Annotated in this window: 21 protein-coding genes and 4 pseudogenes; 9 read left to right on the top strand and 16 right to left on the bottom strand. The window is 54.0% G+C overall.

Going from position 1 to position 24,971, the window contains the following annotated elements:
• Positions 1–63: 63 nt before the first annotated feature.
• The 5 genes and pseudogenes from QQF33_RS25845 to QQF33_RS09035 form a co-directional block, all read left to right on the top strand.
• Positions 64–228, top strand: a pseudogene (locus tag QQF33_RS25845) (IS110 family transposase); the annotation flags it as partial.
• A 597-nt stretch (positions 229–825) separates the two neighbouring features.
• On the top strand, positions 826–2,070 hold the full coding sequence (locus QQF33_RS09050; RefSeq protein ID WP_285157696.1) for a hypothetical protein: 1,245 nt from the start codon (positions 826–828) through the stop codon (positions 2,068–2,070).
• Between the two features lie 399 nt (positions 2,071–2,469).
• Positions 2,470–2,604: pseudogene (locus tag QQF33_RS09045) on the top strand (IS3 family transposase); the annotation flags it as partial.
• Positions 2,605–2,675: 71 nt separating this feature from the next.
• A pseudogene (locus QQF33_RS09040) lies at positions 2,676–3,776 on the top strand (IS3 family transposase).
• A gap of 339 nt (positions 3,777–4,115) precedes the next feature.
• Complete coding sequence (locus QQF33_RS09035) at positions 4,116–5,747, top strand: BBE domain-containing protein (RefSeq protein ID WP_285149658.1); 1,632 nt, start codon at positions 4,116–4,118, stop codon at positions 5,745–5,747.
• A 34-nt stretch (positions 5,748–5,781) separates the two neighbouring features.
• Here QQF33_RS09035 and QQF33_RS09030 read toward each other — a convergent pair whose 3' ends face one another.
• The 13 genes from QQF33_RS09030 to QQF33_RS08970 all read right to left on the bottom strand — a co-directional run bounded on the left by QQF33_RS09030 (position 5,782) and on the right by QQF33_RS08970 (position 17,821).
• Positions 5,782–6,546, bottom strand: a complete 765-nt coding sequence (locus tag QQF33_RS09030) for a DeoR/GlpR family DNA-binding transcription regulator (RefSeq protein ID WP_285149659.1) — start codon at positions 6,544–6,546, stop codon at positions 5,782–5,784.
• Between the two features lies 1 nt (position 6,547).
• Entirely contained in the window at positions 6,548–7,183 is a 636-nt protein-coding gene (locus tag QQF33_RS09025) for a beta/alpha barrel domain-containing protein (RefSeq protein WP_285149660.1), read from the bottom strand.
• Positions 7,184–7,633, bottom strand: coding sequence for a PTS sugar transporter subunit IIA (locus QQF33_RS09020; protein ID WP_390888469.1), 450 nt, complete (start codon positions 7,631–7,633; stop codon positions 7,184–7,186).
• 110 nt (positions 7,634–7,743) lie between these two features.
• Positions 7,744–8,550 (bottom strand): BtpA/SgcQ family protein, encoded by an 807-nt coding sequence (locus tag QQF33_RS09015; RefSeq protein ID WP_285149662.1) that lies wholly within the window; start codon positions 8,548–8,550, stop codon positions 7,744–7,746.
• 28 nt (positions 8,551–8,578) lie between these two features.
• Positions 8,579–9,892: a galactitol-specific PTS transporter subunit IIC gene (locus QQF33_RS09010; RefSeq protein ID WP_285149664.1), complete on the bottom strand. Its 1,314-nt coding sequence runs from the start codon at positions 9,890–9,892 to the stop codon at positions 8,579–8,581.
• A 16-nt stretch (positions 9,893–9,908) separates the two neighbouring features.
• Positions 9,909–10,184, bottom strand: a complete 276-nt coding sequence (locus tag QQF33_RS09005; RefSeq protein WP_285149665.1) for a PTS sugar transporter subunit IIB — start codon at positions 10,182–10,184, stop codon at positions 9,909–9,911.
• Complete coding sequence (locus QQF33_RS09000) at positions 10,181–11,290, bottom strand: M42 family metallopeptidase (protein ID WP_285149666.1); 1,110 nt, start codon at positions 11,288–11,290, stop codon at positions 10,181–10,183. The genes QQF33_RS09005 and QQF33_RS09000 overlap by 4 nt, the downstream gene beginning before the upstream one ends.
• 277 nt (positions 11,291–11,567) lie before the next feature.
• Positions 11,568–12,794, bottom strand: coding sequence for an amino acid deaminase (locus tag QQF33_RS08995; RefSeq protein ID WP_285149667.1), 1,227 nt, complete (start codon positions 12,792–12,794; stop codon positions 11,568–11,570).
• A complete protein-coding gene (locus QQF33_RS08990; RefSeq protein ID WP_285157695.1) occupies positions 12,791–14,275 on the bottom strand; it encodes a sodium:solute symporter family protein in 1,485 nt (494 codons plus the stop codon). Before QQF33_RS08990 ends, QQF33_RS08995 begins: the two co-directional genes overlap by 4 nt.
• Before the next feature lie 33 nt (positions 14,276–14,308).
• Positions 14,309–14,698 (bottom strand): RidA family protein, encoded by a 390-nt coding sequence (locus tag QQF33_RS08985; RefSeq protein WP_285149669.1) that lies wholly within the window; start codon positions 14,696–14,698, stop codon positions 14,309–14,311.
• Between the two features lie 18 nt (positions 14,699–14,716).
• The gene (locus QQF33_RS08980) at positions 14,717–16,153 is read right to left on the bottom strand and encodes an N-acyl-D-amino-acid deacylase family protein (RefSeq protein ID WP_285157694.1); all 1,437 of its coding nucleotides are present in this window, start codon (positions 16,151–16,153) and stop codon (positions 14,717–14,719) included.
• Positions 16,143–16,793: a 2-dehydro-3-deoxy-6-phosphogalactonate aldolase gene (locus QQF33_RS08975; RefSeq protein ID WP_285157693.1), complete on the bottom strand. Its 651-nt coding sequence runs from the start codon at positions 16,791–16,793 to the stop codon at positions 16,143–16,145. Before QQF33_RS08975 ends, QQF33_RS08980 begins: the two co-directional genes overlap by 11 nt.
• Complete coding sequence (locus tag QQF33_RS08970; protein ID WP_285157692.1) at positions 16,790–17,821, bottom strand: 2-dehydro-3-deoxygalactonokinase; 1,032 nt, start codon at positions 17,819–17,821, stop codon at positions 16,790–16,792. Before QQF33_RS08970 ends, QQF33_RS08975 begins: the two co-directional genes overlap by 4 nt.
• Positions 17,822–18,323: 502 nt before the next feature.
• Between QQF33_RS08970 and QQF33_RS08965 the strand changes: the two genes are divergently transcribed.
• Positions 18,324–18,731, top strand: a complete 408-nt coding sequence (locus QQF33_RS08965) for a helix-turn-helix domain-containing protein (RefSeq protein ID WP_285149673.1) — start codon at positions 18,324–18,326, stop codon at positions 18,729–18,731.
• Positions 18,732–18,750: 19 nt separating this feature from the next.
• Here QQF33_RS08965 and mobH read toward each other — a convergent pair whose 3' ends face one another.
• From mobH to QQF33_RS08950, 3 genes are all read right to left on the bottom strand, one after another.
• Positions 18,751–20,499 carry a MobH family relaxase gene (gene mobH, locus QQF33_RS08960; protein ID WP_285157691.1) on the bottom strand — a complete coding sequence of 583 codons (1,749 nt, stop codon included), beginning with the start codon at positions 20,497–20,499 and terminating at the stop codon, positions 18,751–18,753.
• Positions 20,500–20,553: 54 nt separating this feature from the next.
• Complete coding sequence (locus tag QQF33_RS08955) at positions 20,554–20,769, bottom strand: toxin-antitoxin system HicB family antitoxin (RefSeq protein WP_285149675.1); 216 nt, start codon at positions 20,767–20,769, stop codon at positions 20,554–20,556.
• 67 nt (positions 20,770–20,836) lie between these two features.
• A complete protein-coding gene (locus QQF33_RS08950; RefSeq protein WP_285149676.1) occupies positions 20,837–21,466 on the bottom strand; it encodes a ParA family protein in 630 nt (209 codons plus the stop codon).
• Positions 21,467–22,360: 894 nt separating this feature from the next.
• Here QQF33_RS08950 and tnpA point away from each other — a divergent pair.
• The 3 genes and pseudogenes from tnpA (at position 22,361) to tnpC (ending at position 24,932) form a co-directional block, all read left to right on the top strand.
• Complete coding sequence (gene tnpA, locus QQF33_RS08945) at positions 22,361–23,014, top strand: IS66-like element accessory protein TnpA (RefSeq protein WP_285157690.1); 654 nt, start codon at positions 22,361–22,363, stop codon at positions 23,012–23,014.
• Positions 23,011–23,358, top strand: a complete 348-nt coding sequence (gene tnpB / locus QQF33_RS08940) for an IS66 family insertion sequence element accessory protein TnpB (RefSeq protein WP_285149678.1) — start codon at positions 23,011–23,013, stop codon at positions 23,356–23,358. Before tnpA ends, tnpB begins: the two co-directional genes overlap by 4 nt.
• Positions 23,359–23,377: 19 nt before the next feature.
• Positions 23,378–24,932, top strand: a pseudogene (gene tnpC, locus QQF33_RS08935) (IS66 family transposase).
• Positions 24,933–24,971: the final 39 nt, after the last annotated feature.

Raw genomic sequence — 24,971 nt, 5'->3', positions numbered from 1 at the left:
TCAATACGGCTCTCGCTGTACGCTTACTCTATGCATACCAATCCCTGTGAAGAAAGGGGGGTAATGACTATGACTAATCACTTTGTGGCCCTACTTTTTCTGGTCTGGCCAGATACAAAAGTCCATGTCTTTGTTCCGTTTAAAAAAGGCAAACACATATTCTATGTGATTGAGTATATAGCAGAAGGGCTTGATGTCTGGCTTACCGAGTTACACCAAAAGGTGAAAGCAGGATCGCTATTAAAAACCGACTGGTTTCGGAGGTCGAATCGCCACAGTGCCTGCAACCCGGTCGTTTCCTCCATTCCTTGGTTAACATTGCATTTTCATGGTCTATTATCCGGATTCCTGGCCCCCCCTCTGAATAAAGCGGTTTGCCGCGCCACCTGAACAATAGCGATCTAATTCATACATCATCCGAGCCACTCTTGTATGTACCGCTAAAACAGCCCTAGGGCATTTCTGGTGGATAACCGGTAAAACAGGTAATCCATCAGAAATTCGCCAGAAGCGCACGGGTAAATCATACCCGAATGAATGATCATGCTGCCATAAGCATGGACCTTCTTTTGGGGAAGAATGCGTGGCGTAAGCCGTATTTTCGACATAGTTTAAATGCCCCTGATGCGGCAGCTGTCCGCGCTAACTGTGAGCATTCACCTTTAATTTATCTACAGAAAATTAGCATTCAATCTATTAGCTAATGGCAAATAAGAACAATAAGTATGCCAAAAAAGCACACACATCAATTATTAGATCGCTTACTATGATTTTCCACTGGTTCTATCAAATGAAATGTAAACTAGTAACTTAAAGAGGTTTAATATGAAAGTATATGATACTGAGATGCCATCATTCAAATTTGACTACATACTTCCATCCGATTTGTATGATATTAAAAGTGTAGAGACCATGTTCCGTTTTAATAATTTTTTTGGCGACGGGAGCATTAATGGATGGCTTCAGCCCATGCCTGATCCAGAACTTTCAGTTTCTATTGGTTCAGAACAGATGATAATCTATGCGGATGACCAGGAATATAACTCTGGAGGGAGTATGGGCAATTCTGATCAATTCTGCAGAATTTCTTGGGGCATTATTGACGCTTCTGAAAATACCCCGTTAAATCCAGGGACGACAGTTTCCATCTCTGGACGATTTCAGCAAGTATCATATTTTAGCTTAGCAGTATACATTGTGTATGGGGATGATTTAATAAGATATGTTACTATCCGAGCAAAGGATATGAATGCCGTCCCACCTGGTCTAAATCCATATACTGAGGGAAATCCAAGTGTTTTTGCATATCCCGCGCCACAGAAAACCGATAAGTTGTTGCCGACTAAATTAATCAAAAATGCTTTAACTAGACAACAACCAGTGACTCAGGGCGAAAGTAATATCTACGAAAATGGATGGGTGGATATTTATCGTATTGATCGCCTCACAGGAACAACGGGCTCACCAGATGGAATGGAGGCCGATGGATGTGCAGACTATTACATTACATATCATGATGATCTTCCTTACTCGGCATTCATATTTAGAATTAAGGTCCCCGATACATTTGTAAAAAATGGTTCTCCTGATAAAATTTACGGCTCTTATCAATGTAGTGAATACATTATTAGCTCTTATCAAACTCGTCCAGCTAGTGTTCCAATTCTACCATACTGGGAGACTTGCAGTCGTCAAATGTATGAGAATATTGATGACAATGGTTATGCTTACGTATTCCTTTTATCTGATGAATATGTCCAGTCATTAATTGAAGAACAGCAAACCCCTTATGCCACTCCCCCCATTGTTTCCTGGGGTAACTTTAAAGGTCCTGCTTTAGGTTTACCCACACGCCACGTGTCAATTCGATTAAGAGGGCCGTCAGAAAACTGGGCTGGGGCACCAATAAACACCGCTTGTTATTTCACCCCCATCGATAATCAACCACTGACAGCAGAAGCTTTGGGCGAGTGGCTACCGGAACTTTATGGAGATACATTTGCTAACTTCTTAAATGGCAACATTGGTGCAGTATCTAATGATCAACCATGGCCTGAATCACATTCATAAGTAGCTGTTGCACTTATGGCGGTATATATTCTGAAACACTTTATTAATATATTCGTTGTTCTCTGAAACCGAAAACGTTCTGGCTAGAATATACCCATGAAAATATAAAAAGGGAGTATGCTCTCCCTTTTTTCAACTAACTTCACGTAGAGATTCACTCATTGTTTCATTTGAAATAGATAATCAACGCAATATATCCTCTTGAAGTTTATCATAAACAAATTCAGCTAAATGACAACTATCAACCCCATAAGTATGCTGGTTAATGTTGTTGTTAGATTTGCTAGCCGGAAAGACAACATGGCGAACTGATGTAACCCCTGAAATACTTGACAGTAGCTTTATCTCCAGACAAGGAATAGAATGGAATATATGTCTTGTACTAACGCCAATTTTGTGATGCTTAGGATCCTGTTAGGGCAAGAATCTCGTAAACGCAAAAATCCTCAGGAGAAGATCGTCATTATCCAGCAGACAATGGATCCGGGTATGATTGTCTCCCACATCGCATGCCTGCATTATATTGCCCCAGCCACCTCTTTGAATAGTCACGAGTTTAACAGGCATTTCAGACTCATTTAAGATGACTTAAAAGAGAAGTGCCCATGAATGGTAAACGTTATCCCGAAGAGTTCAAAATTGAAGCGATCAAACAGAGTGTTGATCGCGGCCATTCCATCGCAATCGTCGCCACCCGTCTTCATATCACTACGCACAGCTTTTATGCCAGGGTAAAAAATATGGCCCTGATTCATCAGCCACTAAAATGCAGTCCGTTGCCCAGTCTGAGATCCGGTGACTTCAGAAAGAACTGAAACGGGTTACTGAAGAACGGGACATATTTAACAACTTTGCAAAGCTGTCCGACTGAGGTACGCCTTTATCCGTGACAACAGCTGTTGCTGGCCTGTTCGTCTACTGAATGTTCATCCGAGTGGTTTTTACACTTGGCTTCAGCAGCCGCATACACCACGGCATCAAGGCTGACAGGACAAATCAAACAGTTCTGGCTGGAGTCTGGTTGCGTTTATGGCTATCGCAAGATCCATCTCGACCTGCGAGATAGCGGGCAATAATGCGGGATTAACCGTATCTGGCGTGCCGGGATAAAGGCTCATGTCGGATACCGGAGCCCGCGGGCACGTAAAGGCGAGGCCAGTATCATGTCGCCCAACGGGCTCCAGCGACAGTTCAATCCGGATGCTCCGGATGAGCGTTGGGTAACGGATATAACCTCCATCAGGACCCACGAAGGCTGGCTTTATCTTGCCAGGGTGGTTGAGATGTTCTCCCGCAAAATTATCGGCTGGTCACTGCAAACCCGGGCGACAAAAGGAATTGTCCTGACCGCATTACTGAGGGCGGTATGTCGGCGTAATCCTCAAAAACAGGTACGGGTTCACTCTGTTCAGGGCAGTCAGTACACAAGTCATAAGTGGCCGTCGCTCCTGAAATCTCACGGTCTGGAAGGCAGCATGAGTCGTCGCGGTAACTGCCACGATAAAGCGGTAGCAGAAAGCTTTTTCCAGCAACTGAAACGCGAACGGATAAAGAAAAAGATCTCCGGAACGCGGGAAGAAACCCACTGTGATGTTTTTGATTACATCTAAATGTTTTATAACTGCAGGCGTCGGCATGGTTCAAGTAATCAGATACCACCGGGTGAATATGAAAACCAGTATTATCAACGGCTCGGAAGTGTCTAGATTATCCGTGGTGATTCACAGAGCATTATTAGCCATAGCATTCACCACTTTACTTACCAGAAAAGATCCTGTGTGCCCCCCTCAGCGACTGTGACCACCAGTGAGAATTACAACCATAATCCAGTCCGTTTCATTCTCTTGAAATGACATCATTACATTTTTTATTCAAAATGTGGTTAATTGTTAATAGTTATATCTTTAAATGTTTTTTGTAAAAAAACTCGCTGATTCACGAATTTTAACTTTACCAAAGGATATTAACATTATGTCACCTCACGGGATAGTCACCCATGACTGTCTCCTTGTCATGATATTGCTAGAATAATCTGAGGGGTTTATATGTCAGGTTTTTCGGTAGTGAATAATACGGATGCACGTTTTAAAACGTTGCAAAAAGGGTTTAATTTACGCTGGCCTGATGTGGGGGCCGAATATATTTACCTTTGTGATTCAGCACAGACGGTGATCGATGCGACAAACGATGCGTTGTCGAACGGATATCGAATTACTGTGCGCAGCGGGGGAAGTTGTTATGAGGGGCTGGTTGCCAACAAATTAAGCGAGGATGGCTGTAAGGCGCTGGCAATAATCGATCTCAGTGAAATGAAGGGGATGCGCTACGATGAAACCGGTAATGTAACATCCCCCTGGGATACCTCTGCACATTATAAATTTTCCATTTCCAGCGGCAACCAGAACTGGGACGGTTATAACAGCCTGTACAAAGCGGCAAACCGCACCATTCCGGGCGGTTCCTGCTATGCAGTCGGCGCAGGCGGGCATATTGCCGGTGGGGGTTTTGGCCTGCTGTCCCGGATGCACGGTACGACGGTGGACTGGCTGTCCGGCGTCGATATTCTGGTGCCGGACAGCAGTGGCACGAGACTGGTGGCAAAACATGTCAACCTGAACAGCACCGGCAGCGAGCGGGATCTGTTCATTGCCTGTCGCGGTGCCGGGGGCGGCAATTTTGGCATTATCCTGAATTACTATTTCAGCGAACTGCCCGTCGCCCCGCAGACGGTCTATTTGTTGACGCTGGCGTATCCCTGGAGCAGTTTCACCACGCAAACGCACTTCGATACGTTTATGCGCACTTACTGGCAGTGGTTTGCTGACAATGATGTGAACTGGAACAGCAGCGATCCGGCGCTTGCCAACGGCGGGCTTTTTACGCTGCTGAAGGTGCAGCACCGGGCCGCTGGAGATATCAAACTGGTCATCCAGTATACCGGTATGGGCGGTACCGTGGGCGGCGTCCAGGATCAGCCGTTTATTGATTTTGTGAATACCATGAACGCGGCGGCTGGATTTACACCGCAGGTAAACGAAGAGGTGAAAATGCACGGGCCAATGCTGGAAATCAGCCAGCCCGTGAGGCTGTTGCGCGATCCGGTAGGAGATGCCCGCCTGATGGACTGGCTGTATGCTACCCAGACTATGAATACGTCAGGTGATAATCGTCGGGGTAAATATAAATCGTCATACCAGAAAGGGCAGTTCGGGCAGCAGGAACTGAATACCTTATGGCGCTGGCTGAATAATACCAGCGAAACACGCATCAATCAGATGCTGGTGCAGTATGACAGTTACGGCGGTTGCATCAATACCCATGATGAAACGACTGACCCGACAGCGATACACCAGCGTCGTTCAGTACTGAAATCCCAGTTTCAGATCTACTGGCTGGATGCTGCCGACGATGAGTTTTATCTCGACTGGATGTGGCGCTTCTATGCTGAATATTTTGCCGACTATGGCGGCAAACCTTATGAAAGTGATAACTACGAAGGGTGCTATATCAACTATCCGGATGTCGATATGAAATATACAGACCAGGCCAAAACGGAGGTGGATCCAAAATGGCTGTCGCTCTATTACGGCGATAAGGTCGAGATGCTTCAGGCCACCAAAGCCAGCGTCGACCCCAATGATATCTTCCATTCAGAATTATCAATCACAGCTGTGTAATCGTACCTTCAGCCCATGCCACTGGCATGGGCTGTTAGCGAATAATATTGATCCCCGCCTGTTTATAACGTTTATAAATAGCATCCGGGAGTGCTTTGTCAGTGATGATGCAGTGCATACAGGAAAGGGTGCTGATGGTATACGGGTTAGTTTGCTCAAATTTACTGTGGTCAGCCAACAGAATGATTCTTTTCGCGCGCTGGATGATGGCCTTCTTAACACCCACTTCAAAGAGCGTGGCGTTGGTAATACCGGTGTCCAGCGACAGCGCATCACAGGAAATAAACGCCTGTTCCACCGAGAAGGTGTTCAGCATTTCCGTTGCCAGGCTTTCACCGACGGTAAAATAGCCTGAGCGGATCATTCCGCCGATAATATAGCTTTCCACATGGCTCATTTGCGCAAGGCTGTGAGCAATATTCACATCAGTTGTCACAACGCGGGCGGGAATATCCAGTATGTGCGCCAGCTCAAGGCAGGTGGTACCGGAATCAAGAATGATGAAGTCGTTGGGATTAATGTACTGGCGCGCCAGCCGGGCAATCTCCTTTTTGGCATCGGTATTGATGCTCTTTTTCATGTCGAAAACGAACTCTTTATCCGCACTGCTGACACTAAAACGCAGCCCTCCGTGGTAACGCTCCATGCCGGGATAGTGGCTGGCAATATAGTTAAAGTCCCGCCGCAGTGTAGCCAGGGCGTAGTCCAGCAGCTCATGAGCCTGCTGGATACTGAGCTGGTTGTGTAGCCAGAGGTAATGCAGAATTTTGCCGATCCGTTCGCTGCGCTGCTGGCTCATGCTATTCCCCCGCAAATGCCTGTAAGGCCCGGGATATATCGCTGTGGCTGAAGACGGCTCGCCCCAACACCAGGTGCTGTGCGCCACTTTTCCGTAGCGCTGGCGCAACGGCGGGATCCACACCACCGTCGGCCCAGATGGCGGTCTTTGGGAAGAGTGTGGAGGCATCAGTCACTTTGTCCACCATCGCCGGAATAAAACGCTGGCCTTCACCATCGGGTTCGCTGGTCATGATAAGCAGGCCATCCAGGTGTTCGCGCAGGTAGACGTAGTTGGCAACGGGTGTGGCCGGATTTAACGCCAGCCCGGCTTTGGCTCCGGTGCGGTGAATGGCGGCCAGGTCTTCGGCAGGATTAGCCAGCGCTTCCGCGTGGAAAAAAATCCAGCCAGGTCTGAGGGGGGCAATCCACTCAAGCCACGGACGTGGGTTGGCCAGCATCAGGTGAAAGGAAAGAAGGTGCTGCGTGCTGTGGGCGACAGCGTTGATGGTTTTCATACCGAAGGTGATATTGCTGATAAAACTGGTGTCTTCAATATCAATGTGTAGCGTGCCGATGGGCAGGACATTCAGTCGGATGAGGGTTTCGCCAAGGAGCAGCGGATCGACAGAGGCCAGGGACGGATGAAGTGTTTGCATCTATTCCTCCTGATGTTCACAGGCGTTCAGCAAAGACAGCAGATGGGTGTCGGTGCGCGCTTCACGCAGTTGTGCCAGCAGGTCCTCGTCGGCAAGCAGCGCGCTGATGCGCTGAATGGTGGCCAGATGGGCGCTGGCGTCGGTGGCACACAGCGCAAACAGCAGCCATACCGGGTCGCAGTCTTCATGGCCGAAATACACCGGCTCCTCGAGAGTGGTGACGGCGATACCGTTAGCCTTGGCACCCTGTTCCGGCCTCGCATGGGGCAGGGCGACGCCGGGGGCGACGATATAATACGGCCCCCATTCCAGTGTATTATCGATAACGCCCTGGCAATAACCGGCGCGGGTATAGCCCGTGGAATGCAGGGGACCAAGCGCCACTTCCAGCGCCTGTCGCCAGTCTGTTGCCCGCTTTCTGGCCTGAGCCAGACGGGAATGCAGGATCAGCATATTGACTCCTTTCACGTAATAGCGATTAATAAAGGCCCGGCGAACTTTTGGCGAAGGAGCCGGGCCGTTGTCATGACGGGGCGGGGCCGTTGCAAAACGGCCTCGTTTTATCCTCTCATCTGATGCACTTTCTCCATAAAGCGGGCCACCCGGGCCTCATCGACAAAGTTGTCAAATACACCGTCTTTTTTGAAATGGGTTGCGGTCACGCAGCCGTCGGCGACAGACAACTGTTCCTCCACGTTCTCAAGACACACTCCGGTGTTGGCGAAAACGACCGTTTCCGGTACCGTCTCTTTAACGATCTTCAGGATCGTCGTATCCGTTTTGCTGCCAGCCGTCAGGCCGGAGACGCACAGCGCGTCCGGGTGGTTGTTGAATACCGTTGATTTGGCGATGGCGCGAATATCCCGGTTACCCAGATACACAGCGGCTTCCGGTACGATATTGAACAGCGTTTTCACCTCGGATGCGCCAATGCGGTGCTGGTGGCGGATAGTCTCGCCCACATTGGTATCCCAGATGCCGAAATCGCTGGCATAGGCACCGGTAAAGATTTCACGGATAAATTTGCCACCGGTCGCCATCGCCAGATCGAAGGACGCCACCGGATCCCACAAAACATTCACCCCAAAAGGTACGCGAATTTCCCCCATCAGTTGCCCGATAATGCGCGCCATCGCGGCGGTGGTTTCCGGTTTCACGCGGGTGAGGTAGGGCAGGCTGAACTCATTGGAGAACATCACTGCATCCACACCACCGTTTTGCAGGGCCATCAGATCGTCGTGCGCTTTGTCGATAACCCAGTTCATGCCTTTCTGGTGGTCAAAACCCGGATCGCCTGGTAGCGCACGCAGGTGACACATGGCAATGACCGCTTTCTCACTACCCACAACATTTTTAAGCCAGGACATACTCTACTTCTCCTTTAACAGATAAAAATCAGGCGGACAGTTCACGGTTACGCAAGCCGATAACGACGAGTGCGGTGATGACCACACAAACGATGATGCCGATAATCCCCATACTCATGAGTTCGCTAATCGACCAGCCGAACGCATTGCCGACCGACAGCGCCGTGATTTTCGCCCCGTCTTTAGCGAGATTAAACCCGCCATTAGCGGCCATTTCGGTAAAGAACGGTGCGAAGTGGGTGGAAATCAGCAGGACCATTATCATGGTGATGATGCTGGTTACCAGGGTACGCAGAAAATCGCCGCGATGAATCACCGTTGCCATACAGACAAAGAACGGGGCAACGGGAAGATCCGCCAGGGGCAGCACCCGGTTGCCTGGCAGGAAACCGGCGATAATCAGCATGACGGGGATCAGCAGCAGGCCCACGGCGATGGTCGTGGGATGGCCCAGAGTGACAGCGCTGTCAAGACCGATATACAGCTCGCGGCCATGGAAATGTTTCTGAAGAAACTGGCGTGCGCCGTCGGATATTGGCAGTAATCCTTCGACAATCAGGCGGATCATGCGCGGGAACAGCACCATAATGGCGGCCACGGTGATGACCAGATTCGCCAGGTCTTTAAAGCCGTATCCGGCAGCAAGGCCAAAGAGAATGCCCAGGATCACACCAATGATCACCGGATCGCCAGTCATGCCGAAACGCTTCTGGATTTCACTGGCATCGATGTTGTTGTTTTTCATAAACGGGATGCGCTGGTATACCCATTCCAGCGCCAGCGCAATGGGCACTGAACTGCTGCCCCAGCCCTGAGGGATTGAAATCCCTTCAAGACCGACGATGCTTTGCACCCGTTTAGCGCTGAGATCGGCCATTTTCAACGACCACGTCGCGTGGCACATGGCCGCGACTGCGCCCCAGACCAGGCTGCCGGTAAGAATATTGACGATGGCCCCGGTAATGGCGTAGTGCCAGTAGTTATAGATATCCACGTTCATAGTTTTTGTGAGCCGCGTGACCAGCAACACAATGTTGAACAGGAAGATAACCGGGATCACGATAGCGCCAACGGCGGTGGCATAGCCCACGCCGGATGCCGGGCCAGCCCCCACGTCCAGCAGATTCAGGTGCAGCCCGAAGCGGGCGATCATCAGTTTAATTGCCGGGCTTAAGCTGTCTATTGCCATCACAATCACCAGCCCCATACCGACAAAGCCAATGCCGATAGTGACGCCGGATTTCACTGCCTGGAGAAACGGGATGCGGAAAATCAGCGCGATAATAAACATGATGATGGGGACGAATACGGTGCCCCCCAGAGACAGAAAATAATCAAGCATGATGGTTTCCTCCCGCTTATTTCAGCAAATCAATCAGTTGTTGCTTGATTGCTGCGTCGTTAATCCCCGTAAGAAACGGCGCGCCATTCAGGGTCGGAATGCCGTAATCGGTACTGGTTTTCATGGAGGTGACGATGAGAACGACCCCCTGTTTATTAAGCGGAATTTCACTCAGGCTGCACTGGCTGGTGGAGACCTGAATATGGTTATCAGCCAGAAAATGGGTGATCTTCTGGGCAATCATGGTGGACGTCGCCATGCCGGTGCCGCAGGCGACAAGGATCTTTTTCATAATGAAGTCCTCAGGGATTTTGCAGTTAACGGGAAGGTGTTGGCTTTTGCCAGAACCAGACAGGCCAGCAGGTCGATGCTGTGTTGCAGGTCGCGCAGGCTGGCGACTTCAGCCGGTGAATGGGTGTAGCGGCAGGGGACAGACAGCCCGGCGCAGAGAATGCCCTCCTGCTGGAGCTGGATATACCCGCTTTCGGTAATGACGCCCGGGGAGACTTCACGCTGAACCGGGATCTGGTGCGTCGCCGCCGTGCTTTCCAGCCAGTTGAGTACCGCAGGTGAGGTGATTAGCCCGGCCAGCGTGCCTCGTCCGTGGTAATTGAGGCAGGTAATACCCGGCCCTTGGTTAATCTCCAGATCGGCATAATCCGCCAGATCCGGAGTGTCGCAGGAAGGCGTAATATCAATACCGATGGTCAGGTCGGGTTGCACATAATGGATGGCGGGCAGGATGCCGCGAATATTAAATTCTTCCTGGACAGCGGCGACGATAAATAGCGCGATATCCAGCTTCTGGTCGGCAATTTTATCTGCAAGACCCAGCAGGGCAGTGCATCCCAGACGGTTATCCAGCGCTTTGCTGCAAACCAGATCGTTACCCAGCAGGCGTGGGGGATTATTCAGCGTAACGGGCGTGCCGACGTTGATGCCCATGCTGAACGCGTCCTGTCTGCTGGCTGCGCCAATGTCTATCCATAAATGGTCAATGGATGGCGGCTGAGTGCGCTCATCGCCTTTGCTGAAATGGTAGGATTTGATGCCAATACAGCCAGGAACGCTGCCTTTGCTGCCCTGCAGGTTGACCGTTGAGCCGGGCATGGTGATTTGTGCCGGGCCGCCAACCCGCTCAAAACGAATAAACCCGTTGGCTTCAATTTTGCGCACCATAAACCCGACTTCATCCATATGTGCGAATACCATGACCCGAAGTGCGTCGGGTTCCTGACTGCCATACTGCGCAATGACGTTGCCCAGAACATCGCGTCGGGTGCGGATGGCATGGCGGGCAAGCTGTGGCTCAATAACATCAGCCACCGGGCCTTCGAAGCCAGGAATGGCGTCCAGGGACAGGAGCTGTATCAGGGTGGAACGGATATCAAATGACATAATCGGTCTCGGTGAGGGATACACGGTCGTGTTATCGGCTGAAACTGATTGATAAAATGTGATGGCAGTCACTTGTGAGTGTGAAATAAACACTATTTGCGGGGACATGTGAGCATAGTAAAAATAATTCGCTCATTTTAAATGTGCATTCAGAATAATCGCTCAGTCAGGTTGCGTGCTTTAAGCCGGAGCCTCCGTCTGTGAATGTCAGTGCGTGAAGGCCAGCTCCGAAAAAATGAACTCCGGTCTGGCCTGTCAGTACTCACTGGCGTGACTCTTAAAAAGCGGTGCTCACTTCCTCCTGTACCCGGTATTCATCATCAACCAGCAACAGTGTTTTCCACTTGTCGAAGGTCAGGCAGGGATGGGAGAGGCCGAAGATAAGGATATCGCCCACACGGACGTCGCTGTCTGATGCAAGGCGTAACATACAGTGCTGATCCATGATGCCTGTGCTGACGACAGCGCCGGTTTTCAGCGCCAGTGCCTGTCCCAGCCGGTAATGGGCGATCGCCTGCGGCAGACCCGCGTCAAACGCCGCATCGCGTTTACCAAAATTCGCCACCGCCATATCCGGCTGGGGAACCGACTGCACCATCGCTACCAGCTCCAGCACCGGTTTCAGTTCACCGCCCACCTGCCGGGCAGTCGCATCACGCGCGATGATCGCATCCTGTGAACTCTGGTAGGTACCGTGATCGAGGGTGATATAGCACCCAGGGCGTATCACCACCCGGCAGCGTTCAGGTTTGCCAGCCGCCAGCCAGACGTTACACACCACGTCATACCAGACGCTGCCGCCCCCTGTGAGGATAAATTCGCCGTCAACAAACGACGCCATCCGGCAGGCCAGTGCCGCCGCGTCGCGCAGGAAAGCTTCAGTCTGTTCCCGGAGGTTATCGCCATGCAGCACCCCTTCATACGCTTCCAGCCCGCGCAGGCGCAGTCCCGGTAATGCGGCGATGTCCCGCGTCAGTGCCAGCACCTCTTCCACTGTGCGACAACCGCAGCGCCCGTCCGGGAGTCCCAGTTCCACAAGGACATCCATCTGTTGGCCTCTTTCAGCAAAGAACACCGATAGCGCGCGGGCATTGTCCGGGCTGTCCACGCAGCACATCAGATCACGCTCCGGGTACTGCGCCTTAAGTTGTGAGGCCAGCAGCATACTGGCCCTGCCGGTGAGCTGATTGGCTATCAGCACGCGCTGCACTCCGGCCTCCAGCGCCACGTAGGCCTGCCAGATACTGCCGGTGCCGATGGCCCACGCACCCGCCGCCTGCTGGTGACGAAAAATCCACGACGTCATGGTGGTCTTGCCGTGCGGGGCGAGTGAGACGCCCCGCAGGTCGGCATAGCGCTGCATCCAGCGGATGTTGTTGTCCAGCGCGGCGGTGTTGATAACCGCTGCAGGCAGGCAGACGTCCTCCTGCAGCAGGTTTGGCTGGCCGTCGCATGAAGCTGACATGATGGCGGATTTATGCGGTGCACGACTTAAAGCATTCATCGCACGCTCCTCGCTGGCTCTGTGGTGGGGGTGAGGGATGCAGGTGTGTTTTCCCGCTCGTCAGTGATGGCCTTCAGCACCGCTTCGCGTGACAGGGCGTTTTGGGGTGTCAGCAGCGTGGTTATCACCGCCGCCACCAGGCTGACGGACAGCGCCGGAAGTACCGGGTTGCCCAGCGCCGCCGACCAGGCGGGCGTCAGAATGACCCATAGAGAGGTCAGGCTGCCGCCCAGCAGGGCGGCGATGCAGCCCGGCGCGTTAAACCGCAGCCAGAACCGGCCCAGCAGAACGCTGATGCACAGGCCAGACATAATCATCGAAATCATGCGGGTGATGTAATCAATGATGTCGCTGGACACCAGGGCGAAAACCAGCGCCAGCAGGATCACCAGCACCAGGAACAGGCGTGAGAGCATAATGGCTTTATCCGGCGGCGGCATTTTTCCGGTCACCAGGGTGTAAATATCGCGCAGAATAATGGAGACCCCGGCGATGGCGTCCGAGCTGCCGGATGACATATTGGCCGACATCCCGGCAATCAGTACCACCATCGCCAGCACGGCAGGCAGCGCCCGGGTGGCGTACAGGAATGCAAAACCGGGATTATCCAGCGTCGGGGTCATTGCATGCGTTGCCATACCGATAATAGCGGGCAGGAAGGAGAACCCCAGATACAGCAGCCCGGTGATCATGAAGGACTGGCGGATGGCCCGGGTGGAAGCCGCCGAATAGATGCGCTGACGATATGAAGGTGTTGCCAGCACGCCGATACCAATCACTACTGCCAGCGACAGTGCCGGAAGCAGGCCGAGCTTGCCGGCCCCGAACAGCGTTAACGCCTGCGGATCAGTGCGGGCGACTACTGTATCCCAGCCCCCTGCGTAGCTCACGGACATCACCGCCAGCAGGATAAAACCGAGGAAAAGCACGACGGACTGCAGGGTGTCTATCCACGATACGGCTTTATAGCCACCAATGCCGACGTAAAAGATAAAACCGATGGCGATGATGATTTTAGCCGTAGCAATATCGATATTCGCCGCCCAGGCCAGATAGAGCCCGCCGCCGAGGATATGCGCACCGAGCCAGCCAATGGAGGCCAGGAAAATCAGTACCGCCACCAGATTTTTGACGATACGACTGCCGCCGGTGTAATAGCAGATTTCCTCGCTCATGGTCATAAAGCGCAGGTTCCGTACCGGGCCGAACAGCCAGGCGGTCAGCAGCAGGCCGGTCGCGCCGCCGACACCATACAGCATCCCCGCCCAGCCGTTACCGTAACCAAAGCTGACTGCGCCAATGCTGGAGCCGGTGCCGACCATCGTGCCGACGGTGGAGCCGAGGGTAAGCAGCAGCGGCAGCTTTCTGCCGCCGAGAATAAAATCCTCACCGGTTTTCTGGTGGCGGGTGACGTACCAGCCGACGGTCATCATGACGAAGGCGTACAGCAAAAACCACATCAAAAATGCGTTCTGTTCCATACTCTGTTCCTTGCGTGAAAAAGACGGGGAGTGTCAGCGTTTTACGGCGTTAAAGCAGGTGACGTCCACCTCCACCCGGCAGTCAACCACCAGGTCTGCGACGCAGCAGATGCGCGCCGGGGGCGCATCGCCAAAAAAGCGCCGGAATACCGCGTTAAAGGACGGAAAGTCGCGCGCATCCGTCAGAATGACTTTCATATGCACAATGTCCTCCCGGCTGAATCCGGCCTGGGCCACAATGTCGAGGCAGCGCTGAATCGCGAGCGTGGACTGCGCCACAATGCCGCCGTCGATGATTTCGCCGTCCAGCATCGGTGTCTGGCCGGAGACGTAAAGCCAGCCATCCGCCGCTACCGCGCTGGCAAAGGGCAAAGCCTGCCCGCCAGCACCCTGAGAGCCCTCAGTGCCGTACCGTGTAACCATGTTGTTTACCTTCTGTTGTTAAGACATTCTGTCCAGGAATCTGCCGGCCCTGTAGCCAGTCATATGCCCGTGACGCCAGGTCATCACGCCGTTGACCAGAACGAGGTCGATGCCTTCCGCCTGCTGTTTCGGGACCGGAAAAGTGGCGGTGTCGCGAAGGGTGTCGGGGTCAAACACCACCAGGTCGGCGAAGAAGCCTTCCCGGATGAAGCCGCGCTGCGACAGCCCGAAGCGGGTGGCGGACAGACCGGTCATTTTGTGAATGGCTGTGGTCAGTGGAAACAGCCGCTCATCGCGGGCGTAAAAACCGAGGACACGGGGAAAGGTGCCCCACAGCCGCGGGTGCGGATTCGGGTCGCAGGGCAGGCCGTCAGAACCCACCATGGTGGCGGGGTGCGCCAGCACGCGCCGGACATCTTCCTCATCCATCTGAAAATAGATGGCCCCGGCAGGCAGCAACCGGGCGGCGGCCTCATGAAGTCCGGTCTGCCACAGCGCCGCGATATCTTTCAGCATTTTCCCCGCCATCTCCGGGTGGGGTGATGACCAGGTGACAAGGATGTCGAAATCGGCGGTGACCTGCTTCAGGTCAAGGCACGACGAACCGGCGCGGTAAGGGTAGGCGTCACAGCTGATATCCTGATGCTGCTGATGGCATTCCATCCGGGTCAGGATTTCAGTGCTCCGGCCCCAGTTTTTTTCTCCGGCGCATTTCAGGTGCGAGATTTGTACCGGGACCCCCGCGTGACGCCCGATATGGAACGCCTCTTCCATGGCGTCAGTAATGCCGTCGTATTCGGTGCGCAGATGGGTGGTATAGATGCCGTGGTATTCAGCCAGCAGTTCCGCCAGCGCGCAGATCTCTTCGGTTGAGGCGTTCACTGCGCTGTCATAGGAGAGGCCGGTGCTCAGCCCCAGCGCGCCCTGCTCCAGCGCCTGGCGCAGCAGGTGCCGCATGGCGGTAATTTGCGCTGCCGTGGCCGGACCGTCCAGCGTGTTCATACAGGTGTTGCGCAGGGTGGTGTGGCCGACCAGAGAGGCGACGTTAACCGACGGTGTGGCGACATTCACGGCGTCACGGTAGTGAGCGAAATCCGGGTAGCAAAATTCATCTCGTTCCCCCAGCAGCCCGAGTGGGTCGGGAACACTGTCTTTAACCACCGCGCAGGCAGCGCTGATACCGCAGTTACCGGCAATCACGCTGGTGACGCCCTGAGAGGTTTTTTCGGTGTAACCCGGCCGTTTAATGACGGTCAGGTCATCATGGGTGTGGACGTCGATAAAGCCCGGTGCGAGTATCCGGCCACGGCAGTCCACCACGTTATGCGACGCCCCGGTTATCGCCGGGGCGATACCGGTGATGCGGTTGCCGCAGACCGCCACATCGGCGATATACGCCGCTGCGCCGGAGCCATCCATCACAGTGGCGTGTTTAAACAGCCAGTCAGTTTTCATACCTGCTCCTTGTTAACGGTGTACCGGTGGCAAATGTCTGGTATGCGGTGATAAACGCCTGCGCCATGGTTCGCGTCTGCTCCGGCGTCTGGCCCGGCTGCCAGAGGCTGTTACCGGGGGCGACACCCCGACAGCCTGCCGCCAGATACCCCCCGAGATTTTCCGGGGTAATGCCGCCGACGGCGTACAGCGAGGATGACCTGGGCAGCACTGCTTTCAGCGCGCGGATATACGCGGGACCAAAGAGGCCTGCCGGAAACAGCTTGATATCCTGTGCTCCGGCGTCGATGGCAGTGAATGCCTCCGTGGGGGTGAGGCAGCCGGGCAGCACCTGCATCCGGCAGTCCTGTGCCCGGTGAATCACCTCCGGGCAGATATTGGGGGTAACCACCAGACGGCAGCCCAGCTCCATCAGATGTTCTACCTGTCCGGGATACAGTACGGTGCCACCGCCGATTAGAACACGGTCGCCATATTGGTTTGCGGCCCGGGCCAGGCTGATCTCCCAGCCGGGGGAGTTGAGCGGAATTTCAATCGCCTGAAACCCTGCCGCCACCAGCAGCGGGATATGGACAGCGGCTTCCTCGGGTGTAATACCGCGCAGAATGGCGATGAGGGGGATGGAAAAATTCAGCGTCATAAAACGTCTCCTGTGGCGTGGTGTAGCCTGTCCTTAAGGGCAGAAATATGGTTCAGAACGGCTATCGCACCCACGCCGGAGAGTGGGGTTTGCTCGTCTTCCTCAATCAGTAACGGGGCAGCTGTAAAGAACGGGTCGGCGTTAATCAGCGTTGTCAGCGCCTGTGCCAGCGGCGGTTTGCCGCAGATAATGAGTCGGGTATCTGGTGTCATTGCCAGCGCCGGGCTGGTTTTCAGGGTCTGAATATCGGTGCTGAGTGCGGCCCCCAGAAGCCAGCCCGCTTTCTGGTCGTGGGTGGCCCTGGTAAACAAATCCAGCAGACGGACGGAGAAGCAGGCGCGGGTTAAGCCACTCTCACGGCAGGACTGTGCGCCCTTAAGCAGATAATCGGTGTCCGGGCTGTGGGAAAACCGGCTCTCCAGCGATGCCGCCAGCAGGGACTGGCGGGTCAGCAAATCCAGTAGCTCGCCGGTCATACTGGTCGCGCAGGCGGTAATGCGCTGCTCGCTGTCGATACGAACGAATTTGGTGTGCGAGCCGGGCAGAATAATCACCGCCGGGCCGGAAATGGCGTGCAGCGCAAGCAGGCCGAAGGTCTCCACCTCCTCGCCGCGCATCACATCCATCATCCCGATATTGTCGGTGCTGATATCCGCCAGCGTGTTCCTGACGCCAGGGATAAACCAGACTGGGTGAAGTGCGATATCAGGAATATATCTGGCAACTGTCGCTTGCGCGAGGTCTGCCAGGGAGACCGGCGCGCGCAAATGGGGAAGCGGGCATAAACCGGCATCAGAGGTCACCATGCCCGAGGCGACAATAATGTAGTCATCGGGTAGCGCATTTTCGGCCTGCGCCATCGCCTGCATCAGTGCATGGCGAATGCCCGCCGCTAATATCGCGTGGTTTCCCACCCTGGCGGTGTCACGAACACCCACAGGTTCGCTGGCCTGAGCCACAACAACGTTATTGCGCCAGACCCGTACCCGTGTGTTGGTGGTACCGCAGTCTACAGTGACTACCGACATGCTGACTCTCCTGTAGAGGGGCGGCGGATCGCCGTCCGGGTAAATCGCAGGAGAAGGGAGTGGTTTCCTGTTGCCGGGAAACGCTGAACAAAAGCCTCAGCGAGGCTGACCATCCGCATAAGATTGTCCTCCGGTTAAAAGTTTGCGGAGCGCGCAGACTTACCGGACGGCTATAACGGCAGGACTGGCTTAATGGTCTGCGGCTCCGCGAAAGGTGATACAGAGTGATAACATTGCCTCTTCCGGGTACTCCTCTGGTGTTGGTGCTGTTTTCATTATGTTTTTGTGCAAGCGATGCCGTTTTCAGGGCGAGCGAAAGCGTGGCAATTTCGCCCTGGTTATGCGATGCTCGAGGGTCAGGTTTGCAGCGTAGATTGCCTGCAATTGAATCAACTTAACTCTACACAACAAAAGTTCGAGAGTAAAGCAAAATTCGATCTTTTAGTCGAGTTCGTTGTTTTGGGCTCATTTGAAATTGGATGGTTGCTGTTCTGGTGGTTTTATGACGAGAAGTGAAGAAATAAATTCAGAAGTCGATCGCACGAATTCGTTCCAATCCCGTCTGGCGGAGGCTATGCAGGGAGAGAGTAACTCATCCTTTGCTCGTAAATGTGGCATCACCGAAACGACAATTAGAAAATATCTCAGTGGTAAAGCTCGACCCAGATCAGCAACATTACAAAAAATAGCGCTGGCAACAGGTAGAAAAGCCTCATGGTTACTTGGTGAGGATGATACAAAAGTTCGAGACTCAGGTACAGGCAACAAAGACGAGGGAATGCTCAGAGATACAGAATTGCTTCTTAATCTTTTTAAATTTTTGCCCATTGAGAAAAGAAGCCAATTGCTGAAGCAACTTCTGGAGGAGGTTAAGTTGTGTGTTGAGAATGTCGAACGCTACAACAATTAATAGTTGTGGCGATGATCTGCTACTGCATTACTGACAGATACGGATTATCTTCCGGCACCGTCTGGCCAAAAATCTCCTGCGGATTATCCAGCAAAAACCCTTTTACTTTACGTACCTTCCGTGGACCACGAACCTCAATCGTCCAGATATTGATACCGTCGTCACCGCGGCGGTGCAGTTTCAGCTTCTGGAACTCTTTCTGAAGTCGACGCCACTCGTCGCCGGTTTCCCCGGTGGTGGATTTGATATACAGCTTAAAAATCTCCGGTGATACCAGAAACGCCGCTCCCTCCACCATATGCACGCGTGCCAGCGTGTCGTTCACCACCAGGCGATGCTCTGCCAGCGCCTGCCTGAGCCAGTCAACAAAACCGCGGGCTGACAGAGAGGTGTTCAGCGCCACGGTATGGTCACGGGTGGGGGCAGGGTTATCTTCAGTTGCTGCACCCTGTGAGATATTTTCAGCACGAAGGGCTTTATTCATCGTTGTTGCCTGTTGCGGTGAGCCCGGATCGCAGAACGGTGAATACGCAAACGCATCCGGCTCCTCGCTACTGTTTTCGTGAACTGGCGTTGTTGTGGCTGCAGGTAGTGCAGGGGTTTCCGGTGCCAGCGTTTTACTGGCAGGCGTCACGGTTCCTGCAAATACCGCCGGCCGGTTGCCGGTATCGGGCCAGACCAGCGCCGGAGCAAAACGCAGAAGCGTCAGCGGTGTACCGGGCGTCCAGCCGCCGTGAGCCGCAATATCACAGTGCCAGACCGCCTTATCGTCCGGCGTTGGCACAATCAGCCCGCAGCCCTGCATCTCATCAAATAACCGGCTGTTGCTGTCCGGTATGCCTGCGATACCGTGCTGCAGCAGCCAGGCGCGGATTTTATCGGCGCTGGTTTTGCTGATAAGCCACAGGGCATCCCCGGTAAACCAGCCGTCCGATCCCGATGCCGTATTGTTGAGCGTAAACGAGGTCCTGACCAGTTCGCGCACCGCGGTGGTGATTTGCCCGGCCAGTGAGGTCCGGGGGCGGGCCAGCGCACGGTGGGCATCGCCACCCAGATTCTGCGCCACCGACGACCGGTCGGCATTCTGCACCAGTTCGCCGGGAACACCGGCTTTATCATAATGACCGCTGATACAGTAGAGCAGGGTGCTGAACAGTGCCGGATACTGCGCCAGCCAGCTTAAGGCAGCGGCGGGGAGGATTTGCTGGCACAGCAGGCTACCCGCCACCGGATGCAGGTGATAATCACGGGAGACACGAAATTTCAGGTGGTACGGGCGGGTCAGCGCGCCCTGCCACGGATACCAGCGTTGCCCGTCATCGGTCACAATCTCCATATCGGTCACGATTTTCCCGCAGTCATGCAGCAGGGCAGCATAAATGACCACCGCCGTCCAGGCCTCGGCCTCTCTGGCCTGATCCTCCGGCGGTGAATCGGGCGGCAACAGATGGCTCTGGCGCATCTGAGCGGCAAAGGCCATCACTTCCAGCGTATGATCCAGAATACCGCCGGGATAGGCATGATGATGGCTCTCCGAGGCCGGTAATTGTTGCACCAGCTGTGCGAAACGGGACACCGGTTGCTGATACAGTTCGTCAAACAGCGAGCGGGGCAGGGCAGTGCGCTGCCAGAGGGTATGCAGCAGTCGTTGCCGTAATGGCGTACTGAGCAGACTTTCTGCGGACTCTGGCCGCAACCAGCCTGCATCCGGTGGCGCAGTGTCTGCAGCAGGCCGGGATTTTTTATGGCGGCTGAACCAGCTTCGCATCCTGTATATCCTCTGATATGGGTCATGCTTTCATGAATGCCGTCATTCATGACGCTATTGATGGAGCTGCCGGTAGAGCCGCCAGGCTTCCAGCAGCAGCGCCGTTATCGATTTTCCTTCCTCTGCCGCGCAGGCTTTGATCTCCCGGTGCAGGGCCGGCTCAATGCGGATCTGGATCGCTTTAACGCCACCCGCGTCATGTTGCGTCGTGGTGACATTCAGGGGCGGCGTCTTCTCCGGGCTGAGTTTGGGCGGCGATTTTCTGACCATGGTTGTCCTCTGGCTGACGGTGTGGATTTCATGAAAGCGGTATTTCCTGCATTCATGCTTTCCTGACTCAGGCGACGGCTTCCGCACGGGTACAGATTTCGCGGATAATATTTTCGGCATGACGGTTAAGGGAGGGCCAGCGGGTTTCGGTGACTGACTGACCGGCATCCAGCGCCAGGCTGTAACCGGCCTTAAATCGCAGATACGATTTGACGCAGCGAAACTGCCACGTGCTGATGGTCTGCATGGCCGAGCGGGCTTCGGCCCCCGTGGGCGCTTTGCAAATCACATACAGTATTTTTCTCAGCGGGATACCCCGGTGCAGCAGTTCCCGCCCCAGCAGCAGCGAGGGCTCCAGGTCATCCAGCGCGGTACCGGTGGCAATCACCACCAGGCTGGAGTGTTGGGCAATATCAAACGAGGAGATATCCACAAACGGGCGGGTATCGATAATCAGGCAGGCGTACTGGCTGGCGGCTTTCAGCGCCACGCTGTGTCGGCGGTAAACGGCGGTCTCAACGGCAGGGTGAATACCGGCATGGTCGCGGCGCTCGGCCCACTTTGCGCTGGTCTGTTGCTGGCTGTCGAGATCGGCAAGCAGCGTTTGCTGCCCGGCGCGGGACAGCTCCACGGCAGTGGCGCGGGCGAGCGTTGAGCGGCTGACGCCACCTTTCTGGCTGATGAAGCTGATAATCATAATGGCGATTCTCTGTGATGTATTCATGAAAGGAGGAAAGCGGGAAAGCAGGCGTTCTGCTGTCGGCGCTATCCTGTTCTGAATCCCGTCACGGGGCTGTAATCAATTCAGTCACCAGAGAAAAAATTGTTCATGAAGGCGGTTTTTCAGCAATGCGGGTTTTCATGAAAGCAGGATATTTTAGCGAGGGTATGGCCTTTTGGTGGCCTGGCGGGTGAGCGTTGGCGGCCTTTTGGGGTAAGCCTGTTACCCTTAAAAACCATTACCCTTCCCGGCCTTTTGGATTGTGGCCTTTTAATGAAAATTCCCCACCGGAATACCTCATGCTGACGACGGGTTGCTCCCCCGCGAGTGGAGGCTGGGCTCTACTGCATGTCAGCCCCTCACAATGTCGGACTATCGGGTTTTGACGGATCAACAGAAAGGTTTTAACGCTGTGCACTGGTGATGAAACTGCTCATCAGGATAGGTACTCGTTACAGGGTGAAGATATTTAATGTCAGTGCAGCAACAATCCTGAATATAAATTCAGCACCAAACGCTACCATAATCGACAACCTGATATGTGTCAGGAGCAGACATTGCTAATATGGTTGCGTATTAGTCGAGAGCGGCCAGTTTGCATGACATCAATACGGAGAATGGAGCATAGCTAAAAGGGCCAATCACTGCCTAGGTTCGTCACAAGGGGAAAGCTAATTGGTATAGCTACCACTTTGCTTGGGGTAGTGACCGGGTAGTTGCGATAACTGTCAACTTTCCTTTCCTCCGCTGTAACGCATAAATGGGTTCTACGTCGGAAACATGGATTTTTCTACGATCAGTAAAGGCAGACGCTGTGTAAGCGTCCCGTTACCGACGTCTGGTAGAAAGCTCCCTGTATGCTGAAAATTAATGTCCATCATTTTTCAAATTAATGGACATTACCTTATGGAAAGACAGCAGTGGATGGAAGCGCTTCTCCGGCTTCATTATGGGCAAAACTTCAGTCGTGGTACGGCATGCAAACAACTGGGGCTTAATGAATCCACAGGGTACAAATTTTTCCGGCGCTTTGAGGAAAGTGGCTTGCCCTGGCCCTTACCCGGCGAAATGACCGCCTGCGAACTGGAGCAAAAACTCTATTCTTCAGAACGTAATATCTCCCGCGCCAGTCAACCCTCTTCAGGAAGACGTCGCAGGCCTAACTTTACCCCGGAATTTAAACGGCATCTCGTTGAGCTCTCCATGCAACCCGGGATAAACATCGCCCAACTCGCGCGTGAACACGGGATCAACAACAACCTGCTATTTAACTGGCGGCGCAAACATCAGGAAGAACAGGGGGAAAACAGGCAGAATGCTGCCCTCGTGCTGATGCCGGTGGAGATCGCCGAGCCCCGGAGTGCTATCGTTGACGCCACACCGCTACAACCTGCACAGGTGGAGCCAGACAGCGCACTGTGCTGTGAAGTGGTATTACCCGGCGGCACTGTAAAGCTGAGTGGCGCACTCTCCCCGGCCTTGCTGAGAATGCTGTTCGACGAGCTGAAGAGGGAGCTCCGATGATCGCCTTACCAGCAGGAAGCAAAATCTGGCTTGTTGCGGGGGTGACCGATATGCGATGTGGCTTCCATGGGCTGGCATCAAAGGTACAGAACATCCTCAGTGCTGATCCATTCAGCGGGCACCTGTTCGTCTTCCGCGGAAAAAGTGGTGTGCTGCTCAAGGTTCTGTGGGCCGATCGTGACGGGCTGTGTCTGTTCACCAAACACCTTGAGCGTGGGCGCTTCGCCTGGCCGCTATCCCATGATGGCAGGATACACCTGACTCCGGCTCAGCTATCGATGCTCCTTGAGGGTATCGACTGGCGACACCCAAAACGCACGGAAAAGCCAGGACTACGCATATAACCTGCTGTAAAGTCGGGATATGAACGATAACCTCCCTGATGATATTAATCTGTTAAAAGCCCTGCTGCGTGAGCAGCGGGTGCAAAACCAGCACCTGTCAGGGCTGGTCACCAGCTACCGTCTTGAATAGACAAACTGAAGTCGCACATCGATAAACTACAGCGAATGGTGTTCGGTAGCAGGAGTGAGAAAAACCGCGATAAAGCCACAAAACTCCTCATAACGGTGGAGAAAAAGCTGACAGCGTTGCAGGCAGAAATGGATGTTGTCCTGGGGCCTGACCCTGATCCAGACGTTCCTCGTGTACTGCAACAGTCTGCCCGCCGCAAACCTCTTCCAGCCCACCTGCCACGGGAAACCCGGAGCCTTAGACCCGAAGCAACCTGCTGTCCTGAATGTGGTGGAGTGCTGAAGCCGTTGGGTGAAAGCGTCTCGGAACAACTGGAGCTCATCAGCAGCACCTTCAAAGTTATCGAAACGATCCGGCCTGTGGTCGGTGTGATCATATAGCGCAGGCCCCGATGCCACCAAAACCGATAGATCGCAGCTATGCTGGAGCGGGTGTGTTGTCACACGTAGCAGTGGCTAAATACGGCGATCACATCCCGTTGCATCGCCAGTCAGGAATCTATGCCAGACAGGGCGTGGAGCTAAGCCGCAGTACGCTGGAACGTTGGGTGGATGCAATAGCGTACAAGTTGCGCCCTCTGTACGACGAACTGAACCGCTATGTACTCCAGGCGGGAAAGGTGAATACGGATGATACAACCGTCAATCTGCTGGCTCCTGGCAACGGAAAATGCCAGACCAGCCGGCTATGGGTCTACGTCAGAGATGATCGCCGTGCCAGTTCGGAGATGCCCCCCGCAGCATGGTTCGCGTGGTCAGCGGACAGAAAAGGCATACATCCCAGGACGCACCTGTCGGAATACAACGGCGTGTTACAGGCAGATGCTTACGCAGGTTACAAAGCGCTCCACGCAGACGGGCAGATAACGGAAGCGGGATGTATGGCTCATGCGCGGCGTAAGTTCCATGATGTTCACGTCAGGACGCCCACAGCAATAACGACGGAAGCCCTGAAGCGGTTCGGAGAGTTGTACGCGATAGAAGCGGAGATCCGGGGAAGCCCGGCAGCTGAGCGTCTGGCGGTCCGGCGGGAAAAAAGCGTTCCGCTGATGGCATCACTAAACATCTGGTGGCGGGAACAAGCCGCGACACACTCATCAGTCTCAGGGCTGAAGGAAGCGTTCACCTACCTGAAAAATAACTGGCCTGCGCTGAATGAGTTCTGCCGTAACGGTTGGGTGGAAATAGACAATAACCTGTCTGAAAACGCCCTGCGAATGGTGGCGGTTGGCCGGAGGAACTATCTGTTCGTTGGGTCGGCCAGTGGAGGTGAAAACGCAGCGCTGATGTATACGCTGATAGTCACATGCAGGTTAAATGACGTAGACCCAGAAGCTTACCTGCGGTATGTGATAGGTGAGATAAGCGAATGGCCCTCAAAGCGGTTATGCGATCTTCTGCCCTGGAATGTGGAGCTTCCGCCAGCCAATGTCACCACACAGTGACCAGTCCCTCCGGCAGGATAATGTCCATTAAATAAAAAA

It is taken from the genome of Lelliottia wanjuensis, from assembly GCF_030238365.1.
Lineage (GTDB): Bacteria > Pseudomonadota > Gammaproteobacteria > Enterobacterales > Enterobacteriaceae > Enterobacter > Enterobacter wanjuensis.
The sequence above is the reverse complement of the archived record's forward strand: the minus strand, read 5'-3'. Positions and strand labels throughout refer to the sequence as shown.